Raw genomic sequence first — 23,579 nt, 5'->3', positions numbered from 1 at the left:
GCCGCGTGCCCAGCCTCCCCCAAGCTCTTGAGGAGCAGGGGGACCCTCAGCCCCTGGCGGCACGATGGCCCACAGCGGCGGGGGAGGCAGGAAGCAGCCCACAGGGGCGGCACGCATGCCCACAGCGGCGGCGGGTGGGGGCGGGAGCGGCGGGCATCCCACAGCGGCGCTGAGGGGGCCGCGCCCGTGGTCCTCGCCGCGTGCAACCGTCCCCCGTGGACTACCCGAACGACCGAGCCCCCGGTGCCCCCATTCGGTCCGGCATCCCGGAACACGGGCGCATCCCCAAGTACTACGCCGTGAAGGCCCAAGTGGCCGCGCTGATCGACGAGTCGGGCGAGGGCGGGCTGCTGCCCACCGAGCGCGATCTGACCGGCTGGGGGCATGACGCTCCCGCGCTGTCGAACCTGGCGCTGGAGCACCGAGTGATGGTCGGGCGGAAGCATGACGGGAGTTGGGTCTGGTCAGCCGACCAGTGCAGGCTACTGACCGAATTCCGCAGCGACCCGGATGAAGCGGTCGATATGCCCGGGGAGCGGCGTCACCGGCTTGAGTACAAGACCCGCCAGTACGGTTCTGAGCTGCGTGGGGTGCCTGCGGACGGCACTTCGCAGACGTGTCCGGCATGCGGTGTGCGGGACCCTGAGAACCGCGTCGGCTGCGGCCGGGAGTTCGCGTGTGTGCACTGCGGATTTACCGGCCATGCCGACAAAGCTGCCTCGATTGAGATCGAGGCCCGTGCCCGCCGGGCAGGCGGCACAGGTATCAAGAGCACGCGCAGGGCCCGCAAGGGGCCGAGTCACCACCGCACCTAGTTGGGAGGCGTTCGCGTGAACCAGCGCGCCGAAGCCCGACCTTGTTTGCGGCGCGTCCCCACTCGCCGTGGGCGAGTGGGGAAGTCAATGGTTCTGGGCGATCGACCCGGTTCGAGATCGGTACATCCCGACTAGGCTTGGACTTGTCGGCGACGCACAGCGCGGTGCCACCGGCGTGTCCCCAGCTCACCGCTCACACAGCGCACACCGCAGGAGAGTCCGCCCCATGGCAGAGCGCAAGCCGATCGAATCCTGGCTCACCGACATGGACGGGGTCCTCATTCACGAGGGCACGCCGATCCCGGGTGCGGACGCCTTCCTCACGGGCCTGAAGGAGTCGGGCAAGCCCTTCCTGGTCCTCACCAACAACTCCATCTACACCCCCCGGGACCTCCAGGCCCGCCTCGCCCGTATGGGCCTGCACGTGCCGGTCGAGAACATCTGGACGTCGGCGCTCGCCACCGCCAAGTTCCTGGACGACCAGCGGCCCGGCGGCACGGCGTACGTGATCGGGGAGGCGGGACTCACCACCGCGCTGCACGACATCGGGTACATCCTGACCGACCACGAGCCGGACTACGTGGTCCTGGGCGAGACCCGCACGTACAGCTTCGAGGCGCTCACCAAGGCGATCCGGCTGATCAACGGCGGGGCGCGGTTCATCTGCACCAACCCGGACGAGACCGGTCCTTCCGCCGAGGGCCCGCTGCCCGCGACCGGCGCGGTCGCCGCGCTGATCACCAAGGCGACCGGCAAGAAGCCGTACTTCGCGGGCAAGCCCAACCCGCTGATGATGCGGACCGGGCTGAACGCGATCGGGGCGCACTCGGAGACCAGCGCCATGATCGGCGACCGGATGGACACGGATGTCCTCGCGGGGCTTGAGGCGGGGATGCAGACCTTCCTGGTGCTGACCGGGCTGACCCGGCCCGACGACGTCGAGAACTTCCCGTTCCGTCCGTCCAAGACCGTCGACTCCATCGCTGACCTGGTGAAGCTGATCTGAGCGTCCCTCCCCGGGCCCACCGGATGGCGCGCCCGGGATGCGGAACGGCCCCAGGCGCGTGAATCTTCTGTACAGGAGGTTCACGATGCGCTTTCGACAGGTCACTCTCTGCGCGGCCGTGGCGACCGCCACCGCCCTGATGCCCGTGGCAGCCGCCACGGCGGAGTCCGATTCGCACGGCTCACTGACGGTGACGCCGTCCACGACCGCCCCGGGCGGTGAGGTGGACCTGCGGGTCAGCGTGTGCAGAGGCCGGCAGGCCGTCGGGACCTCGGAGGCATTCGTCTCGCAGGCGCAGTTCGCGCCGGCGGCGGACGGGGGCCTCTTCGCACAGGCCCGCATCCGCTCGGACGCCCAGGCGCGCACCTACGACATCTGGGTGAACTGCAAGGACAGCTCGGGCCAGGCCTCCGGCCGCGTGACGGTCGTCCACGGCGGCTCAGGCCACCAGGACGGCCACCAGGACGGCAACCGCGACGGCAACCACGACGGCAACCAGCACCCGGACGAGCACCCCGACCACCACGCCACCCCGCACGCCCCCGTCCACGCGGGCGGCGGCGGCGCCGCGCAGCTCGCGGAACGGCAGGCCACCGAGCAGGGCCCGGGCACCCGGCACGCGGTGATCGGCCTGGCCCTGGCGGCCGTGGCGGCGGTCGCGGTGGCGGGCCGCAGCGTGCGGCGCCGGCGCCGCAGCGACTGAGTCGGCCGGGGCGATGTCCTCCGAGCACACGTCCGGCACCGGACGGCTGCTGACCGGGGTGGCGTGGGCGGTCCTGCTGCTCGGCCTGTGGCTGTGGGGCCGCGAGGCCACCGACGGCCCCGGCAGCAGCTCGGCGCCCACCACGGGTGACGTGGCGGCCGTGGGGCGCCCGCTGGGCGTACCCCTGCCGCCCGCGCACGACCCGGTGAAGGCGGCGCCGCCGCAGCGTGTCGAGATCCCTTCCATAGGCGTGACCGCGCCCGTCGTGCCGCGTGGCCTCGACACCTCGGGTGCGGTCGATCCGCCGCCGTACGACCGGCCGGGCACGGTCGGCTGGTTCGGCGCCGGGGCCCAGCCCGGCGGACCGGGCGCGGCGCTGCTCGTCGGTCACGTCGACACCGAGAGCAAGCCCGCCGTCTTCTACGGCCTGAGCGCCACCCGGCCCGGCCAGAAGGTGCGGGTGACCAGGACGGACGGGTCGGTCGCCGAGTTCACCATCGACGACGTGCAGGTCTTCGGGCGGGACCGGTTCGACGCGCACAAGGTGTACGGGCCGCGTGAGGCGGGGCGCGCGGAGCTGCGGCTGATCACCTGCGGGGGCACCTACGACCGCAAGGCGCGTACGTACACGGCGAACGTGGTGGTGTCGGCCTATCTGACGGACGTACGGCCCGCGGCGGCGGCCAGGTCCTGAGCGCACGGCAGGTCCTGGGCGCACGGCGGGGCGCCCCTTCGTACCTGGCCCGGCCGACGGCCCGCTCCCCCGGAGCCGCCGGCCGGGCTGGTCCTCGACCGCGGGCGCACGGGCTGCGGGAGAAGCCCGGCACCTGCGCGGGAGGTTCGGTGGACCGACGTCGAAATGCGGCCGCGGGCTGGGGCCGGTGCGACCACTGTAGAACCGTTGTGCGCTTTCGGCCTAGGGCCTGTCCGGCGGATCTGGTCGCCCGCGAGGTGCCTCCGCCTTTCGGTCCTGGCGAGCGGGGTCCTGGTGTGTCCAGCTGCAAGGCGGAGGAGGGCGTCGGACGCGATGGGGGTCCCCCTGCTCGAACGAAGTCGAGAGCTTGGGGGAGTCGGCAACCGACGACAACGCCGCTGGGGGTCCCCCCTGGCCCTTAAGGCCTTGGGGGAGGGCGCACCAGGACCCCGCGTCCCAGACAAGATCCGCCGGACAGGCCCTAGGGCCTGACAACGCCAAGTCGCCTTCCGTACGCGCTCGGTGGGCACGGGATCGTGGGGGTGCGCGCGGGTGTGCCACGATGGATCGGGGGAAGCGTCCGGGAAAGTGCGGTTGAGGGGGGTCGGATGTTCCGGAGTGGTGCGCGGACGGGTGCGGTCGGGGTGGCTGTGGGCGCCGTGGGTACGGTGCTGTTGCTGACGTCCTGTTCGTCCTCCTCGGACGGCGACAAGAAGCCCGAAGTGGCGCAGCAGCCGAAGGGCACCGACCCTTTCTGGGTCAATCCGGACGGCAACGCCTCACGGCAGGCCGCCGAGTACCGCAAGAGCGGTGACGACTCCAAGGCCGCGCTGATCGCGAAGATCGCGGAGCAGCCGGTCGGCGAGTGGATCGGCCCGGAGAACCCGGAGTCGGAGGCGAAGGGCTTCACCGAGGCGGCGGCGAAGGCCGACCGCACGGCGCTGCTCGTGCTCTACAACATCCCGCACCGCGACTGCGGCCAGTTCTCCAAGGGCGGCGCGGCGGACGGCGACGCGTACCGGACGTGGGTCGACAAGGTGGCCAAGGGGATCGGGGACCGGGGCGCCACGGTGGTCCTGGAGCCGGACGCGGTGCTGCACCTGGTCGACGGGTGCACGCCGCAGCAGTTCGCGGAGGAGCGGTACGACCTGCTGAAGAAGGCGGTCGAGCGGCTGAAGCGGCAGCCCGGCGTGAAGGTGTACGTGGACGCGGGCAACGCGGGCTGGCAGCGGCCGGACGCGCTGGACGAGCCGCTGCGGCGGGCGGGCGTCGACGAGGCCGACGGCTTCGCCGTCAACGTCTCCAACTTCCAGACGACCGCCGCCAGCAAGGACTTCGGCCACCAGCTCTCCGCGAAGCTGTCGGGCAAGCACTTCGTGATCGACACGAGCCGCAACGGGAACGGCCCCTACACGGGCGGCGACCCCAAGGAGACCTGGTGCAACCCGCCGGGCCGCGCCCTGGGCGAACGCCCGACGACGCGGACGGGGGACGCGCTGATCGACGCGTACGTGTGGGCGAAGCGCCCCGGCGAGTCGGACGGGGACTGCAAGGGGGGGCCCAAGGCGGGGGAGTGGTGGGCGGAGTACGCGCTGGGCCTGGCGGCGAACAAGGAGTAAGCCCCACCCCGCCCCTTCACCTAGACCCTCCGGGGGTTGGTGGGGGTTGAGGTGGGTTTCCCGGGGGCTGCGCCCCCGGACCCCGTTGCGGGGCCTGCGGCCCCTGCACCCCGCTTACGGGGCTTTGCCCCTGGTACCCCTCGCTGGGGCTGCGCCCCTGCACCCCGCTTGCCGTGCCCCTTTAGGGGCGCGGGGAACTGCGCGACCGGCCCCCACCGAACCCGCAGACAAACACCGGGCCAAAGAGGGCCGCGGGGCTGTGACATTGTGCGGCTCCGGCGCGTGGGCGCGCACCCGCCCGCAGCCGAACACGGTCCAGGGGGCGCAGCCCCCTACGGCACCTCCACCCACACCGCCTTCGACGGCACCCCCGCCCCGTCCGTCACGAACAGCATGTACCACCCCGGCGGGACCAGGTTGCGGTTCTTGGGGACCGTGACCTGGACGCCGTCCGCCGTCTTGGCGACGTCCAGCGCGATCGAGCGCTGGTCGATGTCCGTGACGTGCGTGGTCGCGCTCGGGCGGATCAGCCGGGCCGTCTTCACGGCCGCCGCGTCCTTCGACTTGTAGACCCCGCTGCCGCCCCGCGCCAGGGACTTGGGCCCCTCGCCGAGGTCGGGCTGCTTGCCGTCGCCCTTGTACAGGTACGGCGGCGTGTAGATCTCGATGCGCTGCTCGAACACACCCGGCTTGGTGTCGTCCTTGTCCGCGTAGAGCGAGTCCCCGCCGAACGTGACGACCCGCCCGTCGGGCAGCAGGATCGACCCGGAGTGGTAGTTGCGGCCCACCTCCGGGTCCGCGACCCGCCGCATGGTGCCCGTCTTCGCGTCGTAGATCCGCGCCTGGTGGAGGTTGGAGCCGCCCCGGCCCCGGTAGTCCGTGGAGCCGCCGCTGATGAGCATGGTGTCGTCGGGCAGTACGGACGTCATCGGGTACCGCGTCCCCTCGGCGAGCGAAGGGCCGTCCTTGAAGGACGGGTTGGGGTCCTTGAGGTCCACGATGCGGGTCTTCTTCGACGACTTGGCCGACTCGCCGACCCCGCCGCCGCCGATCACCATGTACTTCTCGTCCTGGGCGGGAGGCATGAGCACCGTCCCGGACGTCTCCATCTCACCCGGGTCGCTCAGCCCCGGGATCTTGGTGAACTTGTTGCTGGCGAAGTCCCAGATGCCCGGGTCACGGCCGACGTTGTCCGGCCCGTACCCCGCGTTGGACCCCGAGTAGAACAGCTTGCTGTTCTGGAGCAGGAACACCGCCGGGTAGGTCGGGAACTGCATGATCCCCTTGGCGTACGTCCACTTCTTCGTCTTCGGGTCGTACACCTCGTTCTTGCCCGGCACCAGCTGCCCGATGTCGTCGAGCCCCGAGAGCGCGAGGACCTTGCCGTCGGCGAGCGTCGTCAGCGTCGGGTACCAGCGGGCCTCGTTCATCGGGTCGACGGTGATGTACCGCTCGGCCACCGGGTCGAACTCGTACGCGTCCCTGATCCCCTGGAAGTCCTTCTTGTCCAGGGCGAGCTTCTGCGCGATGCCGTAGACGTTGCGGGTGTCGGAGCCGTTGAGGCCCTGGATGCGGTAGTTGTCCTCGGTGCCGGTCTCGTGCTCGGTGCCGGACTCCTCGGCCTCGACGTAGATCCGCCCGAGCCCGGCCTCGGTGCGCAGGAACCTGCCGGTCTTCTTGTCGAAGACCTTCTTGGCGCGCTGCACGAGCACCGGGTCCTTGGAGACGAACGTCTTGCCGTTGGACTTGCCGGTGAACCGGGTGCCCGCGGGCAGCGTGATCGGCTTGTCCGGGTCCTCGTTGTGGACGATCATCAGGCCGCCGGCCTTGGTGACGTCGCCCTTGAGCTTCTCGTACCGCTTGGTGCCGCCCGCGATCAGCAGTTTGCCGTCGGCCAGCTGGGTGTGGCCGGTGCAGAACAGGTCGTTGGGCGTGGGGATCTTCTTGAAGGTGTTCTTCTCCGGGTCCCACAGCACCGTGTCGAACTTCTTCGCGTCGAAGTTCTTGGCGTTGTTGCCCGACCCGGCGACCAGCAGCACCTTGCCGGTGTGCAGCAGCGCCGCGTGGATCGTGTTGAGCCGGAACTCCTTGGGCATGGCGACCATGTCCCAGTGGCCGTTGTCCGCCTTGTACCCCGGCTGGTTGATCTTGTAGTCGTGGTACTGGTCCGAGGAGAACCGGTACAGCCAGGGCCCGTTGGCGCCCGCGAGCGCGACGACCACCGCCGTACCGATCGCCCAGCGGCGGGTACGGCGGGTCGGACGGTATCTCATGGGTTACGTCCCCCAAGGGCGATCTGTGCGGTCTGGTCGGCGGGCTCGCCGCTCTCCTGGGCGCCGGGCTGCTGGGGCCCGGCCTGCGGCGGCCCCGGCGCCCACTGGGGGCGCTCCTGCTGATGTGGAGCCTGGTGCGGGGCCTGCTGCGGGGCGGCCGGCGGGCCGGAGCGCCTGCGCTTGCCGCGCTTCTTCTCCGCCCGTACGGTCCACCGCCAGCCGATGATCGGCGCGGCCGTGATCAGCATGGCCAGGGTGGCCCAGGTGACCATCGCGGGGTGGCTGTGGCCGTTGAAGAACGACGAGACGAGCGAGCCGCCGAACAGGGCGATGAAGAACAGGTGGATGCGGAAGGTGCCGAAGAGGGTGTCCGGGCTGGACGAGTCGCCCTTGGGGGTCACCACGAAGGAGCTCTTGCGGCGCAGTACGGCGTCCATCAGCGAGCGGGCGTAGATGGGCGCGGAGAGCGCCGACATCACCATGCCGGCGATCCCGCCGGAGCCCTCCGGCTCGTGCGGCGAGACGTTGTGGCGCCGGTTCCAGATGTAGAGCCCGACCTGGAGCGCCGAGGCGTTGCCGTAGAGCATCATCCACACGACCGGGTCGATCTGCACGCCGGAGGCGCCGAGCCCGAGGAACAGGGCGCAACTCAGCGCCGCCAGGATCCAGTTGAGGGCCGACATCGGGTAGAAGATGATCATCATCGTGTAGTTGAAGAGCTTGCCGAAGGGCAGGGTGCCTATGCCCTTCCAGTACTGCTTGAGGATCGTCTCGTACGTCCCTCTGGACCAGCGCAGCTGCTGGGTGAAGAAGTCGGTCCAGGCGGTCGGGCCCTCGCCGACGGCCAGCACGTCCGGGGTGTAGACCGAGCGCCACTTGTTGCCCGTCGCCGGGTTCGCGTGGCGGTGCATCTCGAAGCCGGTCGCCATGTCCTCGGTGATCGAGTCGTACAGACCGCCGATCTGCTTCAGCGCGCTGATCCGCACGGCGTTGCTGGTGCCGACGAACATGGGCGCGCCGTACTTGTTGCCGGCCCGCTGGATCAGCGCGTGGAAGAGGAACTGCTGGGACTCGGCGGCCTTGGTGACGAAGGTGTCGTAGTTGCCGTAGACCTGCGGGCCGATGACGAAGCCGATGTCCGGGTCGCGGAAGTAACCGAGCATCCGCTCCAGGTAGTTGGGCAGCGGCACGTGGTCGGTGTCGACGGAGGCGAAGAAGTCGTAGTCGCCGCCGTGCGCCTCCAGCCAGGCGTTGTAGTTGCCGTGCTTGGTCTTGGCGCGGTGCGGGCCCTTGGGCTGGTTCCAGCGCGCGACGCCCTTGCGGGAGAAGTGGTGCACGCCCAGGCGCGCGCACACCTCCTTGACCGCCGGGTCGTCGCCCTCGTCGAGCAGCCAGACGTGCAGCAGGCCGCGGTGTCGGATGCGGACCGCGGCCTCCAGGGTCCTGGTCACCATCTCCAGCGGCTCCTTGCCGGGCACGAAGGAGGTGAGGAAGGCGACCTTGGTGCCGGTCTCGGGCACCACGGGGATCGGGTCGCGCGCGACCAGCGTGGCGTGCGCGTTGGAGAGCACGTTCATCGTCCGGAAGAGCTCGATCAGGCCGATCGAGACCAGCATCACGATGTCCAGGACCAGCAGGGACTGGGAGGCGTGGTCGCGCTTGGTCCAGTGCTCGGGCTGCATCAGCCAGGCGAACAGACCGAGCGAGACCAGCGGGGCCGCGCCGAGCAGCAGGGCCGCGCGTATCCGGTGCGGCTCCTGCGAGAGCAGCGACCGGTAGCCCACGCGGTACGGCTTGGCCGGGTCCGGCTGGGTGAGCGGGCCGGCCAGCCTGCTGTAGTGCTCGTAGTCGTAGCGCGGCAGCGACTTCTTCAGCCGCTGCCGGGCCCCGGGCCGCAGATGCGGCGGGAGCCGGAGCTGAGTGGTCTGGGACGGGTCGTCGTGGTGCCGGGCGCCGGTCGGCGTCGACGTCATGAGTCATCCCCCCGCACGCAAAGGTCAGCTTGCGTGTGTGTCGTTGTTCCGTCGTCCGCGTCTGTCCCCCTCGACCGCGCGGACGTACTGATGGTCGGTCAAGGGGCGGGCCGCACCCCTTGATCCAGACACGGGAGGTGGCCCTTCCGGTTGCATGATGCCTTCATCGGCACCGATTCATGAACGGGGCCCCCACCCCGAGGTCCGAGCAACCGGGACATTCCCCTCCGAACCGCACATGCGGCCTCCAATTCACGGAGCCGCACACCCCCTTGGAACCGATGGCCCTCAGCCAGGTTTCTACGCCCGGCGGCTTGATCGCAAGGGTGAAACGAGGTGTTTACCGGTCATAGGCGGGCTTTACGGGGCGCTTGTGCAGGGCGTGCGGATTCTGGATGGAGCTCCCGCGGCAGTACCACGCGCTGCACGGCGCGGGAGGCGCTGGCGCACGCCCGGGAACGACCACAGCCCCCTCACCGATGGTGAGGGGGCTGTGGCTGTCTGTGCGCCGCCAGGGACTCGAACCCCGGACCCGCTGATTAAGAGTCAGCTGCTCTAACCAACTGAGCTAGCGGCGCCTGCCGACATCGAGAACTCTACCGGACTCGGACGGGTGGTCCTGACCAGCGCCACGCGGTGAGATGTTCGTTTCATCCGTTTTGATCCGTCACAATGCGATGTATGTGGACGGTTGGAAAGCTGTGGCCCGTGCACAAGCGCAGAAAAGATCTTCAAAGACCACAAGATCGCCGAGAGCGGCAGGTGACGCCCATGACGGTGCCGGTGTTCGAGGAGTACGAGCCGGCGGGCGGGTGCGGGTGTGCCGGGTGCGCGGACCGGCGGCGGACGGTTGCCCTGCCGCTGCGCGCCGGGGGCCATCCGGCCGCCCACGGCGCCCGTCGCGTGCTGGTGCTCGCGACCGCGGCGGGCGTGGTCCTCGGCGCCGGGACCGCGGCCGCCACCGTGCGGCAGCCGGGGCCGGGTACCGGCCACGGCCGGGCCGCCGCGGGAGGCGACCCCGTCGGCCTCGACGCCGGGCCCGCGACCGAGCAGGGGCCCACCGGCGGGCTGCACGGCAGCACCGCCGTGCGGCCCGACGGGCTGCCGCCGCGCAGGCTCCAGCCGATGAACCGGGCCGAGATCATCAACCGGGCGAAGAAATGGGTGACCGCGCAGGTCCCGTACAGCATGGAGAAGTACTGGTCGGACGGGTACCGGCAGGACTGCTCCGGGTTCGTCTCGATGGCCTGGAACCTCGGCACCAACGAGTGGACCGGCAGCTTGGGCAACTTCGCGGTGCGGATCACCAAGGAGGAGCTCCAGCCCGGCGACATGCTGCTCTTCCACAACCCCGACAACCCGACCAAGGGCTCGCACGTCGTGATTTTCGGCGGCTGGACGGACTACACGCACACCTACTACATCGCGTACGAGCAGACGCCCCCGTTCGCCCGGATGCAGGCGACGCCGTACGGGTACTGGACCAATTCCAGCCGTTATCTGCCCTACCGCTACAAGGGCGTCGGCACCGGCACCGGCGGCCCCGCCGTCGAGCAGGTCGCCCCGGCAGCGCTCGCCGTGGACTTCCCGGGCGCGGGCGCCTTCGGGCCCGGCGCCAACAACGCGTACGTCACCCGCCTCGGCCAGATGCTGGCGGCGCGCGGCGGCAAGCGCTTCTACACCAAGGGCCCCGGCCCGCGCTGGGGCGACGCGGACCGCAGGGCCACCCAGGCCTTCCAGCGCGCCCAGGGCTGGACCGGCAGCAGCGCCGACGGCCTGCCGGGCGCCCAGACGTGGAGGCTGCTGGTCCGGGGCGCGGGCAAGGACATCCCGGCGGCGGGCGGAGTGACGGGGGGTCTGACGGCGGCGGTGGCGACCACCCCGCCCCAGCCGGCGGAGGCTGAGGTGCCTGCGACGCAGGTGCCCGCGGCTCAACCTCCGGCGGCGCCGACCCTGGTGGTCCCGGCTCCGGTGGTCCCGGCTCCGGTGGCCCAGCCTCCGGCGGCTCACCCCCCGGTGGTCCCGGCTCCGGTGGCCCAGCCTCCGGTGGCTCCGCTCCCGGCGGCTCACCCCCCTGCGACGCAGGTGCCCGCGGCTCAACCTCCGGCGGCGCCGACCCTGGTGGTCCCGACCCCGGTGGTCCCGGCTCCGGTGGCCCAGCCTCCGGTGGCTCCGCTCCCGGCGGCTCACCCCCCGGTGGTCCCGGCTCCGGTGGCCCAGCCTCCGGCGGCTCCGCTCCCGGCGGCTCACCCCCCTGCGACGCAGGTGCCCGCGGCTCAACCTCCGGCGGCGCCGACCCTGGTGGCCCCGACCCCGGTGGCCCCGGCTCCGGTGGCCCAGCCTCCGGCGGCTCCGCTCCCGGCGGCTCACCCCCCTGCGGGCCCGGCCCCCGCGACCCAGACCTCCGCACCCCCGGTGCAGGGCGCGCCCGGTCCGCTGGGTGCTCCCGCCGGGCCGACCGTTGGCGGTCAGGCGGGCTGGGGGCGGGTGCCCCTCTATCCCGGCCGGGGGTACTTCCGGCCCGGGCAGTCCAGTACGTACGTGACCGAGCTCGGGCGGCAGCTCCTGCGGAAGGGGTTCGGGCGGTACTACGCCTCCGGTCCCGGCCCGCGCTGGAGCGAGGCCGACCGGCGCAACGTCGAGGCGTTCCAGCGCGCCCAGGGCTGGCGCGGCGGCGCGGCCGACGGCTACCCCGGCCCCGAGACCTGGCGGCGGCTCTTCCTCAACCTCCCGACTCCGTAAGCAGGGGAGACCTCAATCATGACGGAGGCGTCGATGCAGACGGCAACGGATCCCACGCCCACCCCCGAGGAGGGGGTGCCTGCTCCCGGCGCCCGCCGGGTCGCGGTGATCAGGGGCGAGTCCACCGCCGAGATCCCGGTGCACCTGCTGTTCCGGGACGACACCGTGCCCACTCCCGTGGTGCCGCAGCCGGGGCCCGAGCCGGCCCGCGCCGCCCCGGCCCGCGCCGCCCCGGCCCGGCGCGCGGCACGGCCGGTGCGGGCGCCGGTGCGGCCCGCCACGCCCGGCGACCCTGAACTCGTGGAGCGGGCCGGGCCCGTGGTGCCGGGGGCGGTGGCGGTCGCGGCGGGGCTCGCCGCGCTCGCGGGGTGCGCGGTGGTGGTCTGGTCGGCCGGGCTGCTCCCGGCGGCGGTGGCGGACGCGCTGCTGCTGCCTTCGTATACGTACGCCGGTGGGCCCGGCGCCATGGGGCCCGCGCGCCGGGCGCTGCTCGTGCTCGGCATGGCCCTCGCGGTGGTCTGCTTCGGCGGGCTCGGACGCGGCCGGGTCGGGTGCGCCTGGGTGCTCTCGCTCTGCGGCGACTACCGGGGGAGCGTGCGGCGCACGGGGCTGGTGTGGATGAACCCGCTGCTGCTGCGCCGCCGGGTCGACGTACGGCTGAGGCACTGGCGCAGCGAGCCGATGCCCGCGGTCGACGCGGACGGCACGGCTCTGCTGGCCGTGGTGCTCGTGGTGTGGCGGGTCAAGGACACCGCGCGGGCGGCCCTGGCCGTCGAGGACCCTGTGGTCTATCTGCGCGACCAGGTGGAGGCGGCGATGGCCCGGGTCCTCTCGCAGCTCCCGGCCGACGCTTTCCACGAGGACGCCCCGACCCTGCGCGACGCGGAGGCCGTCGGGGACGTGCTGACCCGGCTGCTGAAGGCGGAGGCGGAGCCGGTGGGGATCGAGGTGTACGCGGCCCAGCCCGTCCGGATCGAGTACGCACCCGAGGTCGCGGCGGCGATGCGGCGGCGGCGGATCGCGGCGATCGACGCCCGGCACCGGGACGCGGTGCTGAGCTCGGTGGTGGACGCGGTCGACGACACGGTCGCCAGGCTCACCTCGCGCGGTCTGGTCGAGCTGGACGACTACGAGCGCAGGGTGCTGGTGAAGGACCTGACGGTGGCGTTCTACACGGGCAGGGGCGGGGCCGAGGGCGCCTGAACGCGGGGGAGCGGAGGGGCCGAAGCCGCGTGGCGATTGGTCTGGACATGCTCAACTGGCGGGAATAGCCTGTGAGTTGGTCCAGACCAGATTGCACGCGTGCGCCACGGCCCCAGAACTCCCCCACGTTCTCCAGGAGCGTCAGCATGCGAAAGAAGAAGCTGGGCGCGGCCGTGGTCGCGCTCGCGGCCGCGGGTGCCTCCCTGTTCGTCACGTCGAGCGCGAACGGCCACGGCTACACCGACCAGCCCCTCAGTCGTCAGAAGGTGTGCGCCAACGGCACGGTCCAGAACTGCGGCGAGATCATCTGGGAGCCGCAGTCGGTCGAGGGTCCCAAGGGCTTCCCGGCCGCGGGTCCCGCCGACGGAACGCTCTGTGCGGGCGGCAACAGCCGGTTCGCCCAGCTCGACGACCCGCGCGGCGGCACCGCGTGGCCCACGACCAGACTGACGGCAGGTCAGACGTACACCTTCCGCTGGCAGTTCACGGCCAGGCACGCCACCACCGACTTCCGGTACTACCTCACCAAGCAGGGCTGGGACCCGAGCAGGAAGCTCACCCGGGCCGCGCTCGACCCGCAGCCCTTCCTGACCGTCCCGTTCTACGGGAAGCAGCCGCCGCCCACGCTCTCGCACGAGGGCACCGTCCCCACGGGCAGAACCGGCCGCCACATGATCCTCGCCGTGTGGACGGTCGCGGACACGGGCAACGCGTTCTACTCCTGCTCGGACGTCCAGTTCTAGGTCCGGTCCGCACACCACGACCGCCGGGCGGACTCGCAGTGAGCCCGCCCGGCGGTCGTGTGCGTACGTGGCGTACGCGTCGTGGTCACGCGGGTGGTCACGCCACCAGCTCGCCCTCCGGCGCCGGGGCCGGGGCCTGCGCGCTGGTCCCGCGCAGCAGGGCCACCGTGATGCCCGCCGTGACCAGGAGCAGCACCGTCCCGCCGACCGCCGCGTACTGCATGCCGTGCACGAAGGCCTCCCGCGCCGTCGCCAGCACGGTGTGGTCGGCGGTGGCGACGGCCGCGCCCAGGGTCTCGCGGGCGGCGGGCGGGGCCGAGTCGGGCATGTCGGAGCGGTAGACCGCGGTGCCGACCGAACCCAGGACCGCCATGCCGAGCGCGCCGCCGAACTCCTGGCCGGTCTCCAGGAGCGCGGCCGCCGAGCTGGCCTTCTCGGCAGGGGCCGACGCCAGGGCCATGTCCGACACCAGCGCCATCACCGCGACGATGCCGCTGGCGATCACCGCGGCGCCGGTCAGCGTGATCCAGAGGGAGTCGGTGTCGGTGAAGGCGAGGATGCCGTAGCCCGCCGAGCCGATCACGAAGCCGGACGCGATGACCGGGCCCTTGCCGACCTTGGCGGCGATCGCGGTCGACGTCGGCGCCGCGAAGCCCACCGCGAGCGAGGGGGCCATCGACCACAGGGCCGCCTCCATCGTGCCCATGCCGAGCACCGACTGGAGGTACTGCGTGGTGAAGTACGCCGAGCCCATTATCGCGAAGGCGGCGACCGCGTTGAGCGAGATCCCGGCGCCGAAGACCCGGTCGCGGAAGAGCTCGCGGCTGATCATCGCGTCCTTCCTGGTGCGCTGGCGGCGGGCGAAGACCCAGCCGACCACGAGGCCGCCGGCGACGAAAGCCAGCCGCGCCACGCTGAAGCCCTCGGCGGCGAACTCCTTGAGCCCGTACACCACCGGCAGCACCGCGCCCATCGACAGCGGCACGCTCAGCAGGTCGAACTTCCCCGGCGCCGGGTCCTTGAACTCGGGGACCAGGAGCGGGACCAGGACGAGCAGCAGCAGCATCGCGGGCACGTTGATCAGGAAGACCGAGCCCCACCAGAAGTGCTCCAGCATCACGCCGCTCATCACCGAGCCGAGCGCGATGCCGCCCGCCATGGCGCCGGACCAGATGCCGATCGCCTGGCCGCGCTGCTTGTCGTCGCGGAACATGCTGCGGACCAGGCCCATGGTGGAGGGCATCAGGGTCGCGCCGCCGACGCCGAGCAGGGCGCGGGCCGCGATGAGCATCTCGGCGCTGGTCGCGTACGCCGCCGTCACCGAGGCGAGGCTGAACGCCGCCGCTCCGATCAGGAGCAGCTTGCGGCGCCCGATCCGGTCGCCGAGCGAGCCCATCGTGATCAGCAGCCCGGCGAGCGCGAAGGCGTAGATGTCGAAGATCCACAGCTGCTGGGTGGCGCTCGGGTCCAGCTCGCGGGTGATGGAGGGGATCGCGAAGTAGAGGACGGAGACGTCCATCGAGACCAGGAGGAGCGGCAGCAGGAGGACGACGAAGGCGGTCCACTCCTTGCGCCCGGCGCGGAGGTTCGTGCTCGGTGAGTGCGTCATGACAGGAACTGTACGGCTGTTTAATACGCCTGTCTAGAACGAATGTATAAGACATGCGTACGGCCCCTCCGGGGGTCCCGGAGGGGCCGTAACGCGCCCATAGGGGCGCGGGGTTGTGACAGTCTGCGGCTCCGTCGCGATGGGGGTCCCCCTGTTCGAGCGAAGCAGGGAACTTGGGGGAGTGATCAGCCGGAGACGGCCCGCAGCCGCGTCACTTCACTGCCGGGCCCTCAAGCCCTCGGCTGCCACGGCGGGGTCTGGTTCCAGCCCCACTGCGGCACCCTCGCGCCCGTCCCCTCCACCGGCGGCGGGTTCGGGCCCGAGTAGACGAGCGCCATCCGCGTGCCCCACTCGATGTAGTACGCGAACACCGCCCGGAACTCCGGGTCGTCCGGCAGCCCCACCTCGTCGGCCGTGTCCATCAGCAGCTCGACCCAGCGCCGCCGCTGCTCCTCGGTGATGCCGCGGCCGAGATGGCGCCCGGCCATGTGGTCGTGGCCGCCGTGGGCCGCGGTGTAGTCGGCGGGCCCGCCGAAGACCTCGGCCAGCCAGATCGCCACATGGCGGGCGTGCTCGGCCGGGGCGGCCGCGAACACCGGGGCCAGCACCGGGTCCTTGTGCACATGCCCGTAGAAGACCTCGGTCAGGCGGTCCAGAGCCTCCTGGCCGCCCATCCACTCGTAGACGCTGGGGATCCCCGGAGCGTCGCTCATGCGTTTTCCTCCTCGGCGGGCCCCGACGCGCGGTCGGGCCCCTGGGCGCGGACTTCCCGTACCCGCTCAAGGGAGTCGCGCAGCTCCCCGAGCCAGTCGTCGGTGTGACTCTGTACGAGCCGTACGCACCAGGCAAGGGCGTCGCTGCGACTGCGGGCGACCCCGCCGGCCACCAGGGTGTCCAGGACCTGGCGTTCGGGCTGCTTCAGGCGGGTCATCACCGGGGCCGAGACCTGGGTGAACATCGCACGCCGGCCGCCGCACTCGGCGCCCCACGACACCTTGCGCCCGTAGCGGTGCTCGGCCTCGCGGGCCACGGCGATCCGCTCGTCGCGGGTGCGCTCGCGGAATTCCTGGATGCGGCCGTCGAGGGCGGCGGCGCGCTCGGCGGGGGAGGCGTCGTCCGCGAGCTTCGGCTCGGGGACGCGCCCGATGACGGTGATCTCCTCGCGGTCGACCACCACCTCGACCAGACGCTCGTAGAGACCGTCCGGGATGCGGCCGGAGAACCAGCCGCGAAGCTGCTCGTGCTGTTCGGCTGTAATCATGTAACTAGCATTACTCGCGCAGGGCGGGCTGCCAAGCGTGTTCGCCGTGGGCCGGAAACATGTAGGGGCAACGCAAGAAGCCCCTCGCTTTCGCGAAGGGCTCCTGCTGTCTGTGCGCCGCCAGGGACTCGAACCCCGGACCCGCTGATTAAGAGTCAGCTGCTCTAACCAACTGAGCTAGCGGCGCCTGCTGACAGAGAAAATACTACCTGGTCCGTCGGGGTGCTCCTGCCCCCGACGGATTACAGAAACGACACGCCTAGATCGCCAGCGACAGCACCACCGGCGCCGCCCGCCGGTTCAGTGTGTCCGCCGCCGAGCGCAGCCGGTGGGCGTGCTCGATCGGCATCGAGAGCGCCAGGCAGCCGACCGCCGAGCCCGCCGTGAGCGGGACGGCCGCGCAGACCGTGCCCACCGCGTACTCCTGGAGGTCGAGGACCGGGACCGTCGCGGGCTGGCTGTCCAGCTTGCTGAAGAGCACCCGCTCGTTGGTGATGGTCCGCGAGGTGAGCCGGGCGATCTTGTGGCGGGAGAGGTGGTCGCGCCGCCCGTTCTGGTCGAGCTGGGTGAGCAGGCACTTGCCGACGGCGCTGGCGTGGGCCGCCGAACGGAAGTCCACCCACTCGTTCACCTTCGGGGCGCGGGGGCCGTCCGCGTACTGCGTGATCTTCACTTCGCCGTCGATGTACCGGCTGATGTAGACCGCCGCGCCGACCGAGTCGCGCAGTTCGGTGAGCGTGCTCTGGAGCTGGGCCTCCAGGGCCTGCTGGCGCACCACGCCGGAGCCCAGCAGGACGGTGGAGTCGCCGATGACGTACGCCCCGTCGGCGACCTGCTCCACATAGCCCTCGCAGCGGAGCATGAGGAGAAGGGAGGCGAGGTGTGCGGTCGGCAGACCGGTCTCTCGTGCGATCTGGACGTCCGTCACTCCGCCTGCGTGCTTGGATATCGTCTCCAGGACGCGGAAGGCGTACTGCACCGAGTGGAACGGCGCGGTCGGCTCGGGCTTCAGCGCCACGGTTTCCCCCTAGCAGGTCGAGGCTGCGAAGGTGGACAGCTTCACCGTTCCACGATAGCCGCCAAGACCCCTTTCCGGTGGGGGTGTTGACGAGATTGATGATGCGCCCCGGCCCATACGCTGGGGCGCACCCGCATGGCATATGCCAGAGGCATGGTCTCTGACCGGAACGTGAGGTCAGAGCACCGCGCCCAGGAACTCGCGCGTGCGTTCGTGCTCGGCCCCCGCGAAGATTTTCTCCGGCGGACCCGACTCGATGACCTTCCCGGAATCGAACATCATGACCTCGTCGGAGATGTCGCGCGCGAAGTTCATCTCGTGCGTGACGCACAGCATGGTGATGTCCGTGGTCGTCGCGATGTCCCGCAGTACGTCGAGGACCCCGGCCACCAGCTCCGGGTCGAGCGCGGACGTCACCTCGTCGAGAAGCAGCACTTGGGGCCGCATGGCGAGGGCCCGCGCGATCGCCACCCGCTGCTGCTGGCCGCCGGAGAGCTGCGTGGGCCTGGCGTCGGCGCGGTCGGCGAGCCCCACCAGGTCGAGCAGCTCCTTCGCCCGCGCCCCGGCCTCGTCGGGCGAGAGGCCGAGCACCCGGACCGGCGCCTCGGTGATGTTCCGCAGCACGGTCATGTTGGGGAAGAGGTTGAACTGCTGGAAGACCATCCCGATCTTCTTCCGGGCCTCCCGGCGCTCTCTCTCGGCGGCCGGAAACAGCCGGTCCCCATTGACCTGGATCGTCCCGGAGTCGGGCGTCTCCAGCGTCATGAGCAGCCGCAGGATCGTGGTCTTGCCGGAGCCGGAAGGACCGATCAGCGTGACGTGCCGGCCCGGCCGCACCGAGAAGCACAGGTCGTCCAGGACGGTGGTGGAGCCGAAGCGCTTGGTGACGTTGTCGAAGGTGATGAGGGGGCTGTCGGAGTCGGAGGGGGAGGAGGAGGGCGTGGGCGTGGGGGAGAGGTCAGCGGGCAAGGTGGCGCTCCAGGGCTCGTACGAGAAGGGAAGCCGGATAGGCGATGAGGATGAAGGCGATGCCGACCACGGTCAGCGGCTCGGTGTACTGGAAGGTCGACGCGCCCTGAAGGCGCGACTGCTGGAGGAGTTCCAGGACGCTGATCCCGGCCAGCAGCGGGGTGTCCTTGAGCATCGAGATGACGTAGTTGCCGAGCGCGGGCACGATCCGGCGGACCGCCTGCGGCAGGATCACCGCCAGCCAGGTCCGGTGCACGGGCAGGCTGAGCGCGGTGGCAGCCTCCCACTGCCCCTTGGGCACGGCGTCGATGCCGGCGCGGTAGACCTGCGCGGTGTACGTCGAGTAGTGCAGCCCGATGGCGAGGACGCCGGTGGTCAGGGCGGAGAACTTCACGCCCCACTCGGGCAGCACGAAGAACAGGAAGAACAGCTGCACGAGCAGCGGGGTGGTGCGGATGAACTCGGTGACGGCGGTCACCGGCCAGCGCACGAGCCGGGACGGCGCGCGCAGGCCGAGCGCCCACACCAGACCCAGCGAGAACGAGATGAGCGAGCCGAGCGCCAGGACCTGCAGGGTGACGAGCACCCCGTCCCAGAAGCGCGGCATGAAGTCCCAGACGGCGGACCAGTCCCAGGTGGAGTGCGTCACTTGACCGTCACCCCCAGATTGGCCTTGGTGCGGCGCTCCAGCGCCTTCATGCCCCGGGTGATCCCGAAGGCGAGGACGAAGTAGACGACGAGGGTCACGCTGTAGATCTGGGCGCTGTCCTGGGTGGCGAGCCGGACCAGGTACGCGGCGAACGACACGTCGCCGACCCCGAGCAGCGAGACCAGGGCGGTTCCCTTGAGCAGCTCGACCAGCAGGTTGCAGAACGGCGGGATCATCTCCGGCACCGCCTGCGGCAGCAGTACGAGCCGCATCCGCTGCCACGGCGTGAGGCTGAGCGCGATGCCCGCCTCGCGCTGGGCGGGCGAGACGGCGTTCAGCGCGCCCCGGACGATCTCCGCGCCGTACGCGCCGTAGGAGAGGCCGAGCGCCAGGACGGCCGCCCACATCGGCACCAGCTGCCAGCCGACCAGCGGCGGCAGCACGAAGAACAGCCAGAACATCAGGACCAGGGCGGAGGTGCCCCGGAAGACCTCGGTGTAGAAACCGGCCAGGAACCGTACGAAGCGGGAGCGGTGTGTACGGGCCATGCCGATCCCGAAGGCGACGGCGGCGGCCAGTGCCGCGCTGTACACGGTCAGCTGGACGGTGATCCAGATTCCCGGCAGCACCCAGTGCTGCCACAGTCCGGCCGTCATCGGCACAGCTCCTTGGCGGTGAGGGTGGTCATCTCGGCCCGGGTGAAGCCGAACGGCCGCAGGACCCGGAAGAGTTCGCCGCTGGAGCGCATCTTGAGGAGCTCGGCGTTGAACGCGTCGCGCAGGGTCGTGTCGGTGGGCCGGAAGGCGAAGCCGCCGCCGTCGACCTTCTTCTTGCCGTCGACGACGGCGGCGAAGGGCGCGGTGGCCTCGGCACGGCTGCTCTTGCGCACCACGGCGCGGGTGGTGAGCGCGGTCCCGGCGAACACGTCGACGCGGCCGGACTCCACCGCGTTCAGCCCGGCGACCTGGTCCTGGAGGATGACGATGTCCTTCTCCGGGAGCCCGGCGGCCACGGCGTACTCGATCTCCGCGTAGCCGGTCCCGGTGGCGAAGCGGGCGCCGGTGCGCACGACGTCCTCGTACGAGTGCAGCCCCTTGGGGTTGCCCTTGCGCACGATGAACGCGTCGAGCATCTGGTACTCGGGGTCGGCGAAGAGGACCTGCGCGCAGCGCTCCTTGTTGATGTACATCCCGGCCGAGACGACGTCGAACTGCTGGGAGTTGAGGCCGGGGATGAGGGAGGAGAAGTCGGTGGCGACGGGCTGGACACGGTCGATGCCCAGCCGCCTGAAGATCACTTTGGCGAGTTCCGGCGCCTCGCCGGTGAACCGGCCGTCCTCGTCGACATAGCCGTACGGGACCTCTCCGGCGATCCCCAGCCGTACCGTGCCCTGCGATCTGAGGCGCCCGAGCGCGTCGCCGTCGGGCACCCGGGAGCAGCCGGCGGCGGCGAGGGCCGCGCCGACGCCTCCGGCGAGAAACGTTCGTCGTGCAGTTGCTCGAACCATGGCGGCGCCGCTACCCGCGTTCGACGCCGCCATGCCTCCCGATCAGCTCTCCAGTGCGAACGCCGCCCTCAGCACCAGGTCGTCGCGGTGGCGGGCGGCCACCAGCTGGAGGCCGATGGGCAGGCCCGCCGAGTCCGTGCCCACCGGGACCGTGAGCGCCGGCTGGCAGGTCATGTTGAACGGGTACGTGAACGGGGTCCAGCCCGTCCAGCGGCGCAGGCCCGACCCCGCGGGGACCTCCGCGCCCACCTCGAACGCGGTGATCGGCAGCGTCGGCGTGACCAGCAGGTCGTAGGTGCTGTGGAAGCGGGCCATGCGGTAGCCGAGGGCCGCCCGGACGTCGAGCGCGGCCAGATAGTCGAGCGCCCCGTACCGCGCGCCCTGCTCCGCGATCTCCCGCAACCCGGGCTCCAGGGCCGCCCGCCGCTCCGACGGGAGACGGCTCACCGCCCGCGCCGCGCCCGTGAACCACAGGGTGTGGAAGGCGGCCACCGGGTCCGCGAAGTCCGGGTCCGCCTCCTCGACGTACGCGCCGAGCCCGGCGAGCCGGGTCACCGCCGCCCGTACCGCCGCCGCGACCTCGGGGCGCACGGCCACCTGGCCGCCGAAGGACGGCGAGTAGGCGACCCGCAGGCCCTTCACGCCCTCGGCCAGGCCCGGCGAGACCGGCTCGGCGCGCGCGTTCGCCGACCAGTCGCGCCAGTCGGCCCCGCTGATCACGTCGAGCAGCAGCGCCGTGTCGGCCGTGTCCCGCGCCAGCGGCCCGAGGTGCGCGAGCGAACCGAAGGGGCTGGGCGGGAACAGCGGCACCCGCCCGTACGTGGGCTTCAGCCCGACCACCCCGCAGAACGAGGCGGGGATGCGCACCGAGCCGCCGCCGTCGGTGCCGAGCGAGAGCGGCGCCGCCCCGGCCGCCACCGCCGCCGCGCTGCCGCCGCTGGAGCCGCCCGCCGTGCGCGCGGGGTCGTGCGGATTGCGGGTGATTCCCGAGAGCGCCGAGTCGGTGACCGCCTTCCACCCGAACTCGGGCATCGTGGTCTTCCCCACGAACACCGCCCCGTGCTCGCGCAGCCGCGCCACGGCGGGCGCGTCCACGGCCCAGGGACCCGGGCCGGCCGGGGCAGTGGAGCCGCGCAGGGTCGGGCCGCCGGCCACCGGCAGCGCGTCCTTGACGGACACCGGCACCCCGTCGAGCAGCCCCAGCGGCTCCCCGGCCCGCCACCGGGCGGTGGACGCCTCGGCCCGGGCGAGCGCCGCCTCGGCGTCGACCCGGACGAACGCGTTGATCCGGGGCTGCACGGCTGCGATCCGGTCGAGGACGGCCCGGACCGCCTCGACCGGGGAGAAGTCGCCTTTGCCGTATCCGGCCAGAAGTTGACGGGCAGTCAGGTCGGCGAGTGAGGTGAGGCCTGTCGTCGGATCGGTCATGACCGGGTTCGTACCCGCGTTTGCTGATCGACAGCGTCCGGGGCGGTCGGCGGGCGCGCCGGGAATAAAACGGAGACTGCCTCCTGTTGTGGTCCGTCGTATCCGTACGGCCCGAACTGGAGGCGCAGACCGGTGGACGTGGACGACATTCGAGGGACGGCGTTCGGCAGCGCGCCCGTGCCCCTGTCCGTGCTGGACCTGGTGACGGTCGGCAGCGGCTACACCGCGAACAGGGCCCTGCGCGCCAGCGTGGAGATCTCCAAGCTCGCCGAGCGGCGCGGCTTCACCCGTCACTGGGTCGCCGAACACCACTCCATGCCCGGCGTCGCCTCGTCGTCCCCCGCCGTCATCCTCGCCCACCTCGCCGCCCACACCGAGCGCATCCGGCTCGGCTCGGGCGGCGTCATGCTGCCCAACCACGCGCCGCTGGTGATCGCGGAGCAGTTCGGCACCCTGGAGGCGCTGGCGCCCGGTCGGATCGACCTGGGGCTGGGGCGCGCGCCCGGCACCGACGGCGCGACGGCGGCGGCCCTGCGGCGTATGGACCACCTCAACGAAGGTGCGGACGAGTTCCCGCAGCAGCTCGCCGAGTTGACGCGGTTCCTGGACGACGACTTCCCCGACGGTCACCCGTACGCGAAGATCCACGCCGTCCCCGGCCCCGTGCAGGGCCCGGCCGCACGGCCGCCGATCTGGCTGCTCGGCTCCTCCGGCTTCAGCGCCCGGCTCGCCGGGGTCCTGGGCCTGCCGTTCGCGTTCGCGCACCACTTCTCGGCCGCGAACACCGTGCCCGCGCTCGACCTCTACCGCGAGTCGTTCCGGCCCTCGGCGGTGCTGGACGCGCCGTACGCGCTGATCGGCGTCTCGGCGCTGGCCGCCGACGACGAGAAGGAGGCACGCCGCCAGACGCTCACCAACGCCCTGTCGATGGTGCGGCTGCGCACCGGCCGCCCGGGTCTCGTGCCGACCCCGGAGGAGGCGGCGGCGTACTCCTTCAGCCCGCTGGAGCGGGAGTTCGTCGACAGCTGGCTCGCCAATGTGGTCTCCGGGACCGCCGAAGAGGTACGTGACGGGCTCGACGCGCTGCAGAAGCGGACCGGCGCGGACGAGCTGATGCTGACCGCGAACGCGCACGGGCCCGAGGCCCGGCTGCGCTCCTACGAGCTGATCGCGGACGTCTACGGGGCGCCCACGGCGTGACCACCGGGGGCGTCCGCGCGGTGATCACCGGCCGGTAAATCCTGGATTTCGCGGGAGTGGTGGTCCACCCGTCCACCGGCCCGCCCATGATTCATAAGGCACCCTTAAGCCGCTCGTCACCGATGGTGGCGGGCGGTTCGTGCGTCCGGTCCACCTCCCTGACAAGC

General features: G+C 71.6%; 19 protein-coding genes, 2 tRNA genes and 2 pseudogenes. 10 read left to right on the top strand and 13 right to left on the bottom strand.

Translation table 11 applies throughout. The annotated features are described in order from the left end of the window. The first annotated feature begins 215 nt into the window (after window positions 1-215). From ACZ499_RS09345 to ACZ499_RS09325, 5 genes are all read left to right on the top strand, one after another. Window positions 216-815 (top strand): zinc ribbon domain-containing protein, encoded by a 600-nt coding sequence (locus tag ACZ499_RS09345; RefSeq protein WP_468673445.1) that lies wholly within the window; start codon window positions 216-218, stop codon window positions 813-815. A gap of 226 nt (window positions 816-1,041) precedes the next feature. Beyond that, a complete protein-coding gene (locus ACZ499_RS09340) occupies window positions 1,042-1,821 on the top strand; it encodes an HAD-IIA family hydrolase (protein ID WP_385539987.1) in 780 nt (259 codons plus the stop codon). 85 nt (window positions 1,822-1,906) lie between these two features. Further along, window positions 1,907-2,524, top strand: a complete 618-nt coding sequence (locus ACZ499_RS09335) for a hypothetical protein (RefSeq protein WP_468673444.1) — start codon at window positions 1,907-1,909, stop codon at window positions 2,522-2,524. A 13-nt stretch (window positions 2,525-2,537) separates the two neighbouring features. Next, entirely contained in the window at window positions 2,538-3,218 is a 681-nt protein-coding gene (locus ACZ499_RS09330) for a class F sortase (protein WP_385539990.1), read from the top strand. Window positions 3,219-3,826: 608 nt separating this feature from the next. After that, window positions 3,827-4,837, top strand: coding sequence for a glycoside hydrolase family 6 protein (locus ACZ499_RS09325; RefSeq protein WP_468673443.1), 1,011 nt, complete (start codon window positions 3,827-3,829; stop codon window positions 4,835-4,837). A gap of 332 nt (window positions 4,838-5,169) precedes the next feature. Here the strand turns inward: ACZ499_RS09325 and glxA are convergent, their stop codons facing one another. The 3 genes from glxA to ACZ499_RS09310 form a co-directional block, all read right to left on the bottom strand. Then, window positions 5,170-7,110: a radical copper oxidase GlxA gene (gene glxA, locus ACZ499_RS09320; protein WP_468673442.1), complete on the bottom strand. Its 1,941-nt coding sequence runs from the start codon at window positions 7,108-7,110 to the stop codon at window positions 5,170-5,172. After that, window positions 7,107-9,083, bottom strand: coding sequence for a glycosyltransferase family 2 protein (locus ACZ499_RS09315; protein ID WP_468673441.1), 1,977 nt, complete (start codon window positions 9,081-9,083; stop codon window positions 7,107-7,109). Before ACZ499_RS09315 ends, glxA begins: the two co-directional genes overlap by 4 nt. A 504-nt stretch (window positions 9,084-9,587) precedes the next feature. Then, window positions 9,588-9,661, bottom strand: a tRNA-Lys gene (locus ACZ499_RS09310). Between the two features lie 193 nt (window positions 9,662-9,854). Here ACZ499_RS09310 and ACZ499_RS09305 point away from each other — a divergent pair. From ACZ499_RS09305 to ACZ499_RS09290, 4 genes and pseudogenes are all read left to right on the top strand, one after another. Continuing rightward, window positions 9,855-10,940: pseudogene (locus tag ACZ499_RS09305) on the top strand (peptidoglycan-binding protein); the annotation flags it as partial. Window positions 10,941-11,531: 591 nt separating this feature from the next. Next, window positions 11,532-11,825: pseudogene (locus ACZ499_RS09300) on the top strand (peptidoglycan-binding protein); the annotation flags it as partial. A gap of 18 nt (window positions 11,826-11,843) precedes the next feature. Beyond that, window positions 11,844-13,028, top strand: a complete 1,185-nt coding sequence (locus ACZ499_RS09295; RefSeq protein WP_468673440.1) for an SPFH domain-containing protein — start codon at window positions 11,844-11,846, stop codon at window positions 13,026-13,028. Between the two features lie 146 nt (window positions 13,029-13,174). Beyond that, window positions 13,175-13,771: a lytic polysaccharide monooxygenase auxiliary activity family 9 protein gene (locus ACZ499_RS09290; RefSeq protein WP_468673439.1), complete on the top strand. Its 597-nt coding sequence runs from the start codon at window positions 13,175-13,177 to the stop codon at window positions 13,769-13,771. A 97-nt stretch (window positions 13,772-13,868) separates the two neighbouring features. Here the strand turns inward: ACZ499_RS09290 and ACZ499_RS09285 are convergent, their stop codons facing one another. From ACZ499_RS09285 to ACZ499_RS09240, 10 genes are all read right to left on the bottom strand, one after another. Beyond that, window positions 13,869-15,380 carry an MFS transporter gene (locus tag ACZ499_RS09285; protein WP_468673438.1) on the bottom strand — a complete coding sequence of 504 codons (1,512 nt, stop codon included), beginning with the start codon at window positions 15,378-15,380 and terminating at the stop codon, window positions 13,869-13,871. A gap of 230 nt (window positions 15,381-15,610) precedes the next feature. Beyond that, window positions 15,611-16,093 carry a group II truncated hemoglobin gene (locus tag ACZ499_RS09280; protein ID WP_468673437.1) on the bottom strand — a complete coding sequence of 161 codons (483 nt, stop codon included), beginning with the start codon at window positions 16,091-16,093 and terminating at the stop codon, window positions 15,611-15,613. After that, complete coding sequence (locus ACZ499_RS09275; RefSeq protein ID WP_468673436.1) at window positions 16,090-16,641, bottom strand: hypothetical protein; 552 nt, start codon at window positions 16,639-16,641, stop codon at window positions 16,090-16,092. The genes ACZ499_RS09280 and ACZ499_RS09275 overlap by 4 nt, the downstream gene beginning before the upstream one ends. Window positions 16,642-16,754: 113 nt before the next feature. Beyond that, window positions 16,755-16,828, bottom strand: a tRNA-Lys gene (locus ACZ499_RS09270). A gap of 72 nt (window positions 16,829-16,900) precedes the next feature. Beyond that, a complete protein-coding gene (locus ACZ499_RS09265; RefSeq protein ID WP_371652862.1) occupies window positions 16,901-17,659 on the bottom strand; it encodes an IclR family transcriptional regulator in 759 nt (252 codons plus the stop codon). Between the two features lie 177 nt (window positions 17,660-17,836). After that, window positions 17,837-18,628, bottom strand: coding sequence for an amino acid ABC transporter ATP-binding protein (locus ACZ499_RS09260; RefSeq protein ID WP_468673435.1), 792 nt, complete (start codon window positions 18,626-18,628; stop codon window positions 17,837-17,839). Beyond that, window positions 18,618-19,235 carry an ectoine/hydroxyectoine ABC transporter permease subunit EhuD gene (ehuD, locus tag ACZ499_RS09255; RefSeq protein ID WP_468673577.1) on the bottom strand — a complete coding sequence of 206 codons (618 nt, stop codon included), beginning with the start codon at window positions 19,233-19,235 and terminating at the stop codon, window positions 18,618-18,620. Before ehuD ends, ACZ499_RS09260 begins: the two co-directional genes overlap by 11 nt. A 38-nt stretch (window positions 19,236-19,273) precedes the next feature. Beyond that, window positions 19,274-19,933 (bottom strand): ectoine/hydroxyectoine ABC transporter permease subunit EhuC, encoded by a 660-nt coding sequence (ehuC, locus tag ACZ499_RS09250; protein WP_468406881.1) that lies wholly within the window; start codon window positions 19,931-19,933, stop codon window positions 19,274-19,276. Beyond that, window positions 19,930-20,784 (bottom strand): ectoine/hydroxyectoine ABC transporter substrate-binding protein EhuB, encoded by an 855-nt coding sequence (gene ehuB, locus ACZ499_RS09245; protein WP_468673434.1) that lies wholly within the window; start codon window positions 20,782-20,784, stop codon window positions 19,930-19,932. Before ehuB ends, ehuC begins: the two co-directional genes overlap by 4 nt. 42 nt (window positions 20,785-20,826) lie before the next feature. Further along, a complete protein-coding gene (locus tag ACZ499_RS09240) occupies window positions 20,827-22,212 on the bottom strand; it encodes an amidase (RefSeq protein ID WP_468673433.1) in 1,386 nt (461 codons plus the stop codon). A 132-nt stretch (window positions 22,213-22,344) separates the two neighbouring features. Here ACZ499_RS09240 and ACZ499_RS09235 point away from each other — a divergent pair, with 132 nt between their 5' ends. Then, entirely contained in the window at window positions 22,345-23,412 is a 1,068-nt protein-coding gene (locus ACZ499_RS09235) for an LLM class flavin-dependent oxidoreductase (protein ID WP_468673432.1), read from the top strand. Window positions 23,413-23,579 lie beyond the last annotated feature (167 nt).

It is taken from the genome of Streptomyces sp. NPDC031265, from assembly GCF_055570295.1.
The sequence above is the reverse complement of the archived record's forward strand: the minus strand, read 5'-3'. Positions and strand labels throughout refer to the sequence as shown.

Bases quoted from the DNA above. Each gene is read 5' to 3' on its own strand.
- ACZ499_RS09340 (WP_385539987.1), top strand. From the start codon at position 1,042: ATGGCAGAGCGCAAGCCGATCGAATCCTGGCTCACCGACATGGACGGG.
- ACZ499_RS09335 (WP_468673444.1), top strand. From the start codon at position 1,907: ATGCGCTTTCGACAGGTCACTCTCTGCGCGGCCGTGGCGACCGCCACC.
- ACZ499_RS09330 (WP_385539990.1), top strand. From the start codon at position 2,538: ATGTCCTCCGAGCACACGTCCGGCACCGGACGGCTGCTGACCGGGGTG.
- ACZ499_RS09325 (WP_468673443.1), top strand. From the start codon at position 3,827: ATGTTCCGGAGTGGTGCGCGGACGGGTGCGGTCGGGGTGGCTGTGGGC.
- glxA (WP_468673442.1), bottom strand. From the start codon at position 7,110: ATGAGATACCGTCCGACCCGCCGTACCCGCCGCTGGGCGATCGGTACG.
- ACZ499_RS09315 (WP_468673441.1), bottom strand. From the start codon at position 9,083: ATGACGTCGACGCCGACCGGCGCCCGGCACCACGACGACCCGTCCCAG.
- ACZ499_RS09295 (WP_468673440.1), top strand. From the start codon at position 11,844: ATGACGGAGGCGTCGATGCAGACGGCAACGGATCCCACGCCCACCCCC.
- ACZ499_RS09290 (WP_468673439.1), top strand. From the start codon at position 13,175: ATGCGAAAGAAGAAGCTGGGCGCGGCCGTGGTCGCGCTCGCGGCCGCG.
- ACZ499_RS09285 (WP_468673438.1), bottom strand. From the start codon at position 15,380: ATGACGCACTCACCGAGCACGAACCTCCGCGCCGGGCGCAAGGAGTGG.
- ACZ499_RS09280 (WP_468673437.1), bottom strand. From the start codon at position 16,093: ATGAGCGACGCTCCGGGGATCCCCAGCGTCTACGAGTGGATGGGCGGC.
- ACZ499_RS09275 (WP_468673436.1), bottom strand. From the start codon at position 16,641: ATGATTACAGCCGAACAGCACGAGCAGCTTCGCGGCTGGTTCTCCGGC.
- ehuD (WP_468673577.1), bottom strand. From the start codon at position 19,235: ATGCCGCGCTTCTGGGACGGGGTGCTCGTCACCCTGCAGGTCCTGGCG.
- ehuC (WP_468406881.1), bottom strand. From the start codon at position 19,933: ATGACGGCCGGACTGTGGCAGCACTGGGTGCTGCCGGGAATCTGGATC.
- ehuB (WP_468673434.1), bottom strand. From the start codon at position 20,784: ATGGTTCGAGCAACTGCACGACGAACGTTTCTCGCCGGAGGCGTCGGC.
- ACZ499_RS09240 (WP_468673433.1), bottom strand. From the start codon at position 22,212: ATGACCGATCCGACGACAGGCCTCACCTCACTCGCCGACCTGACTGCC.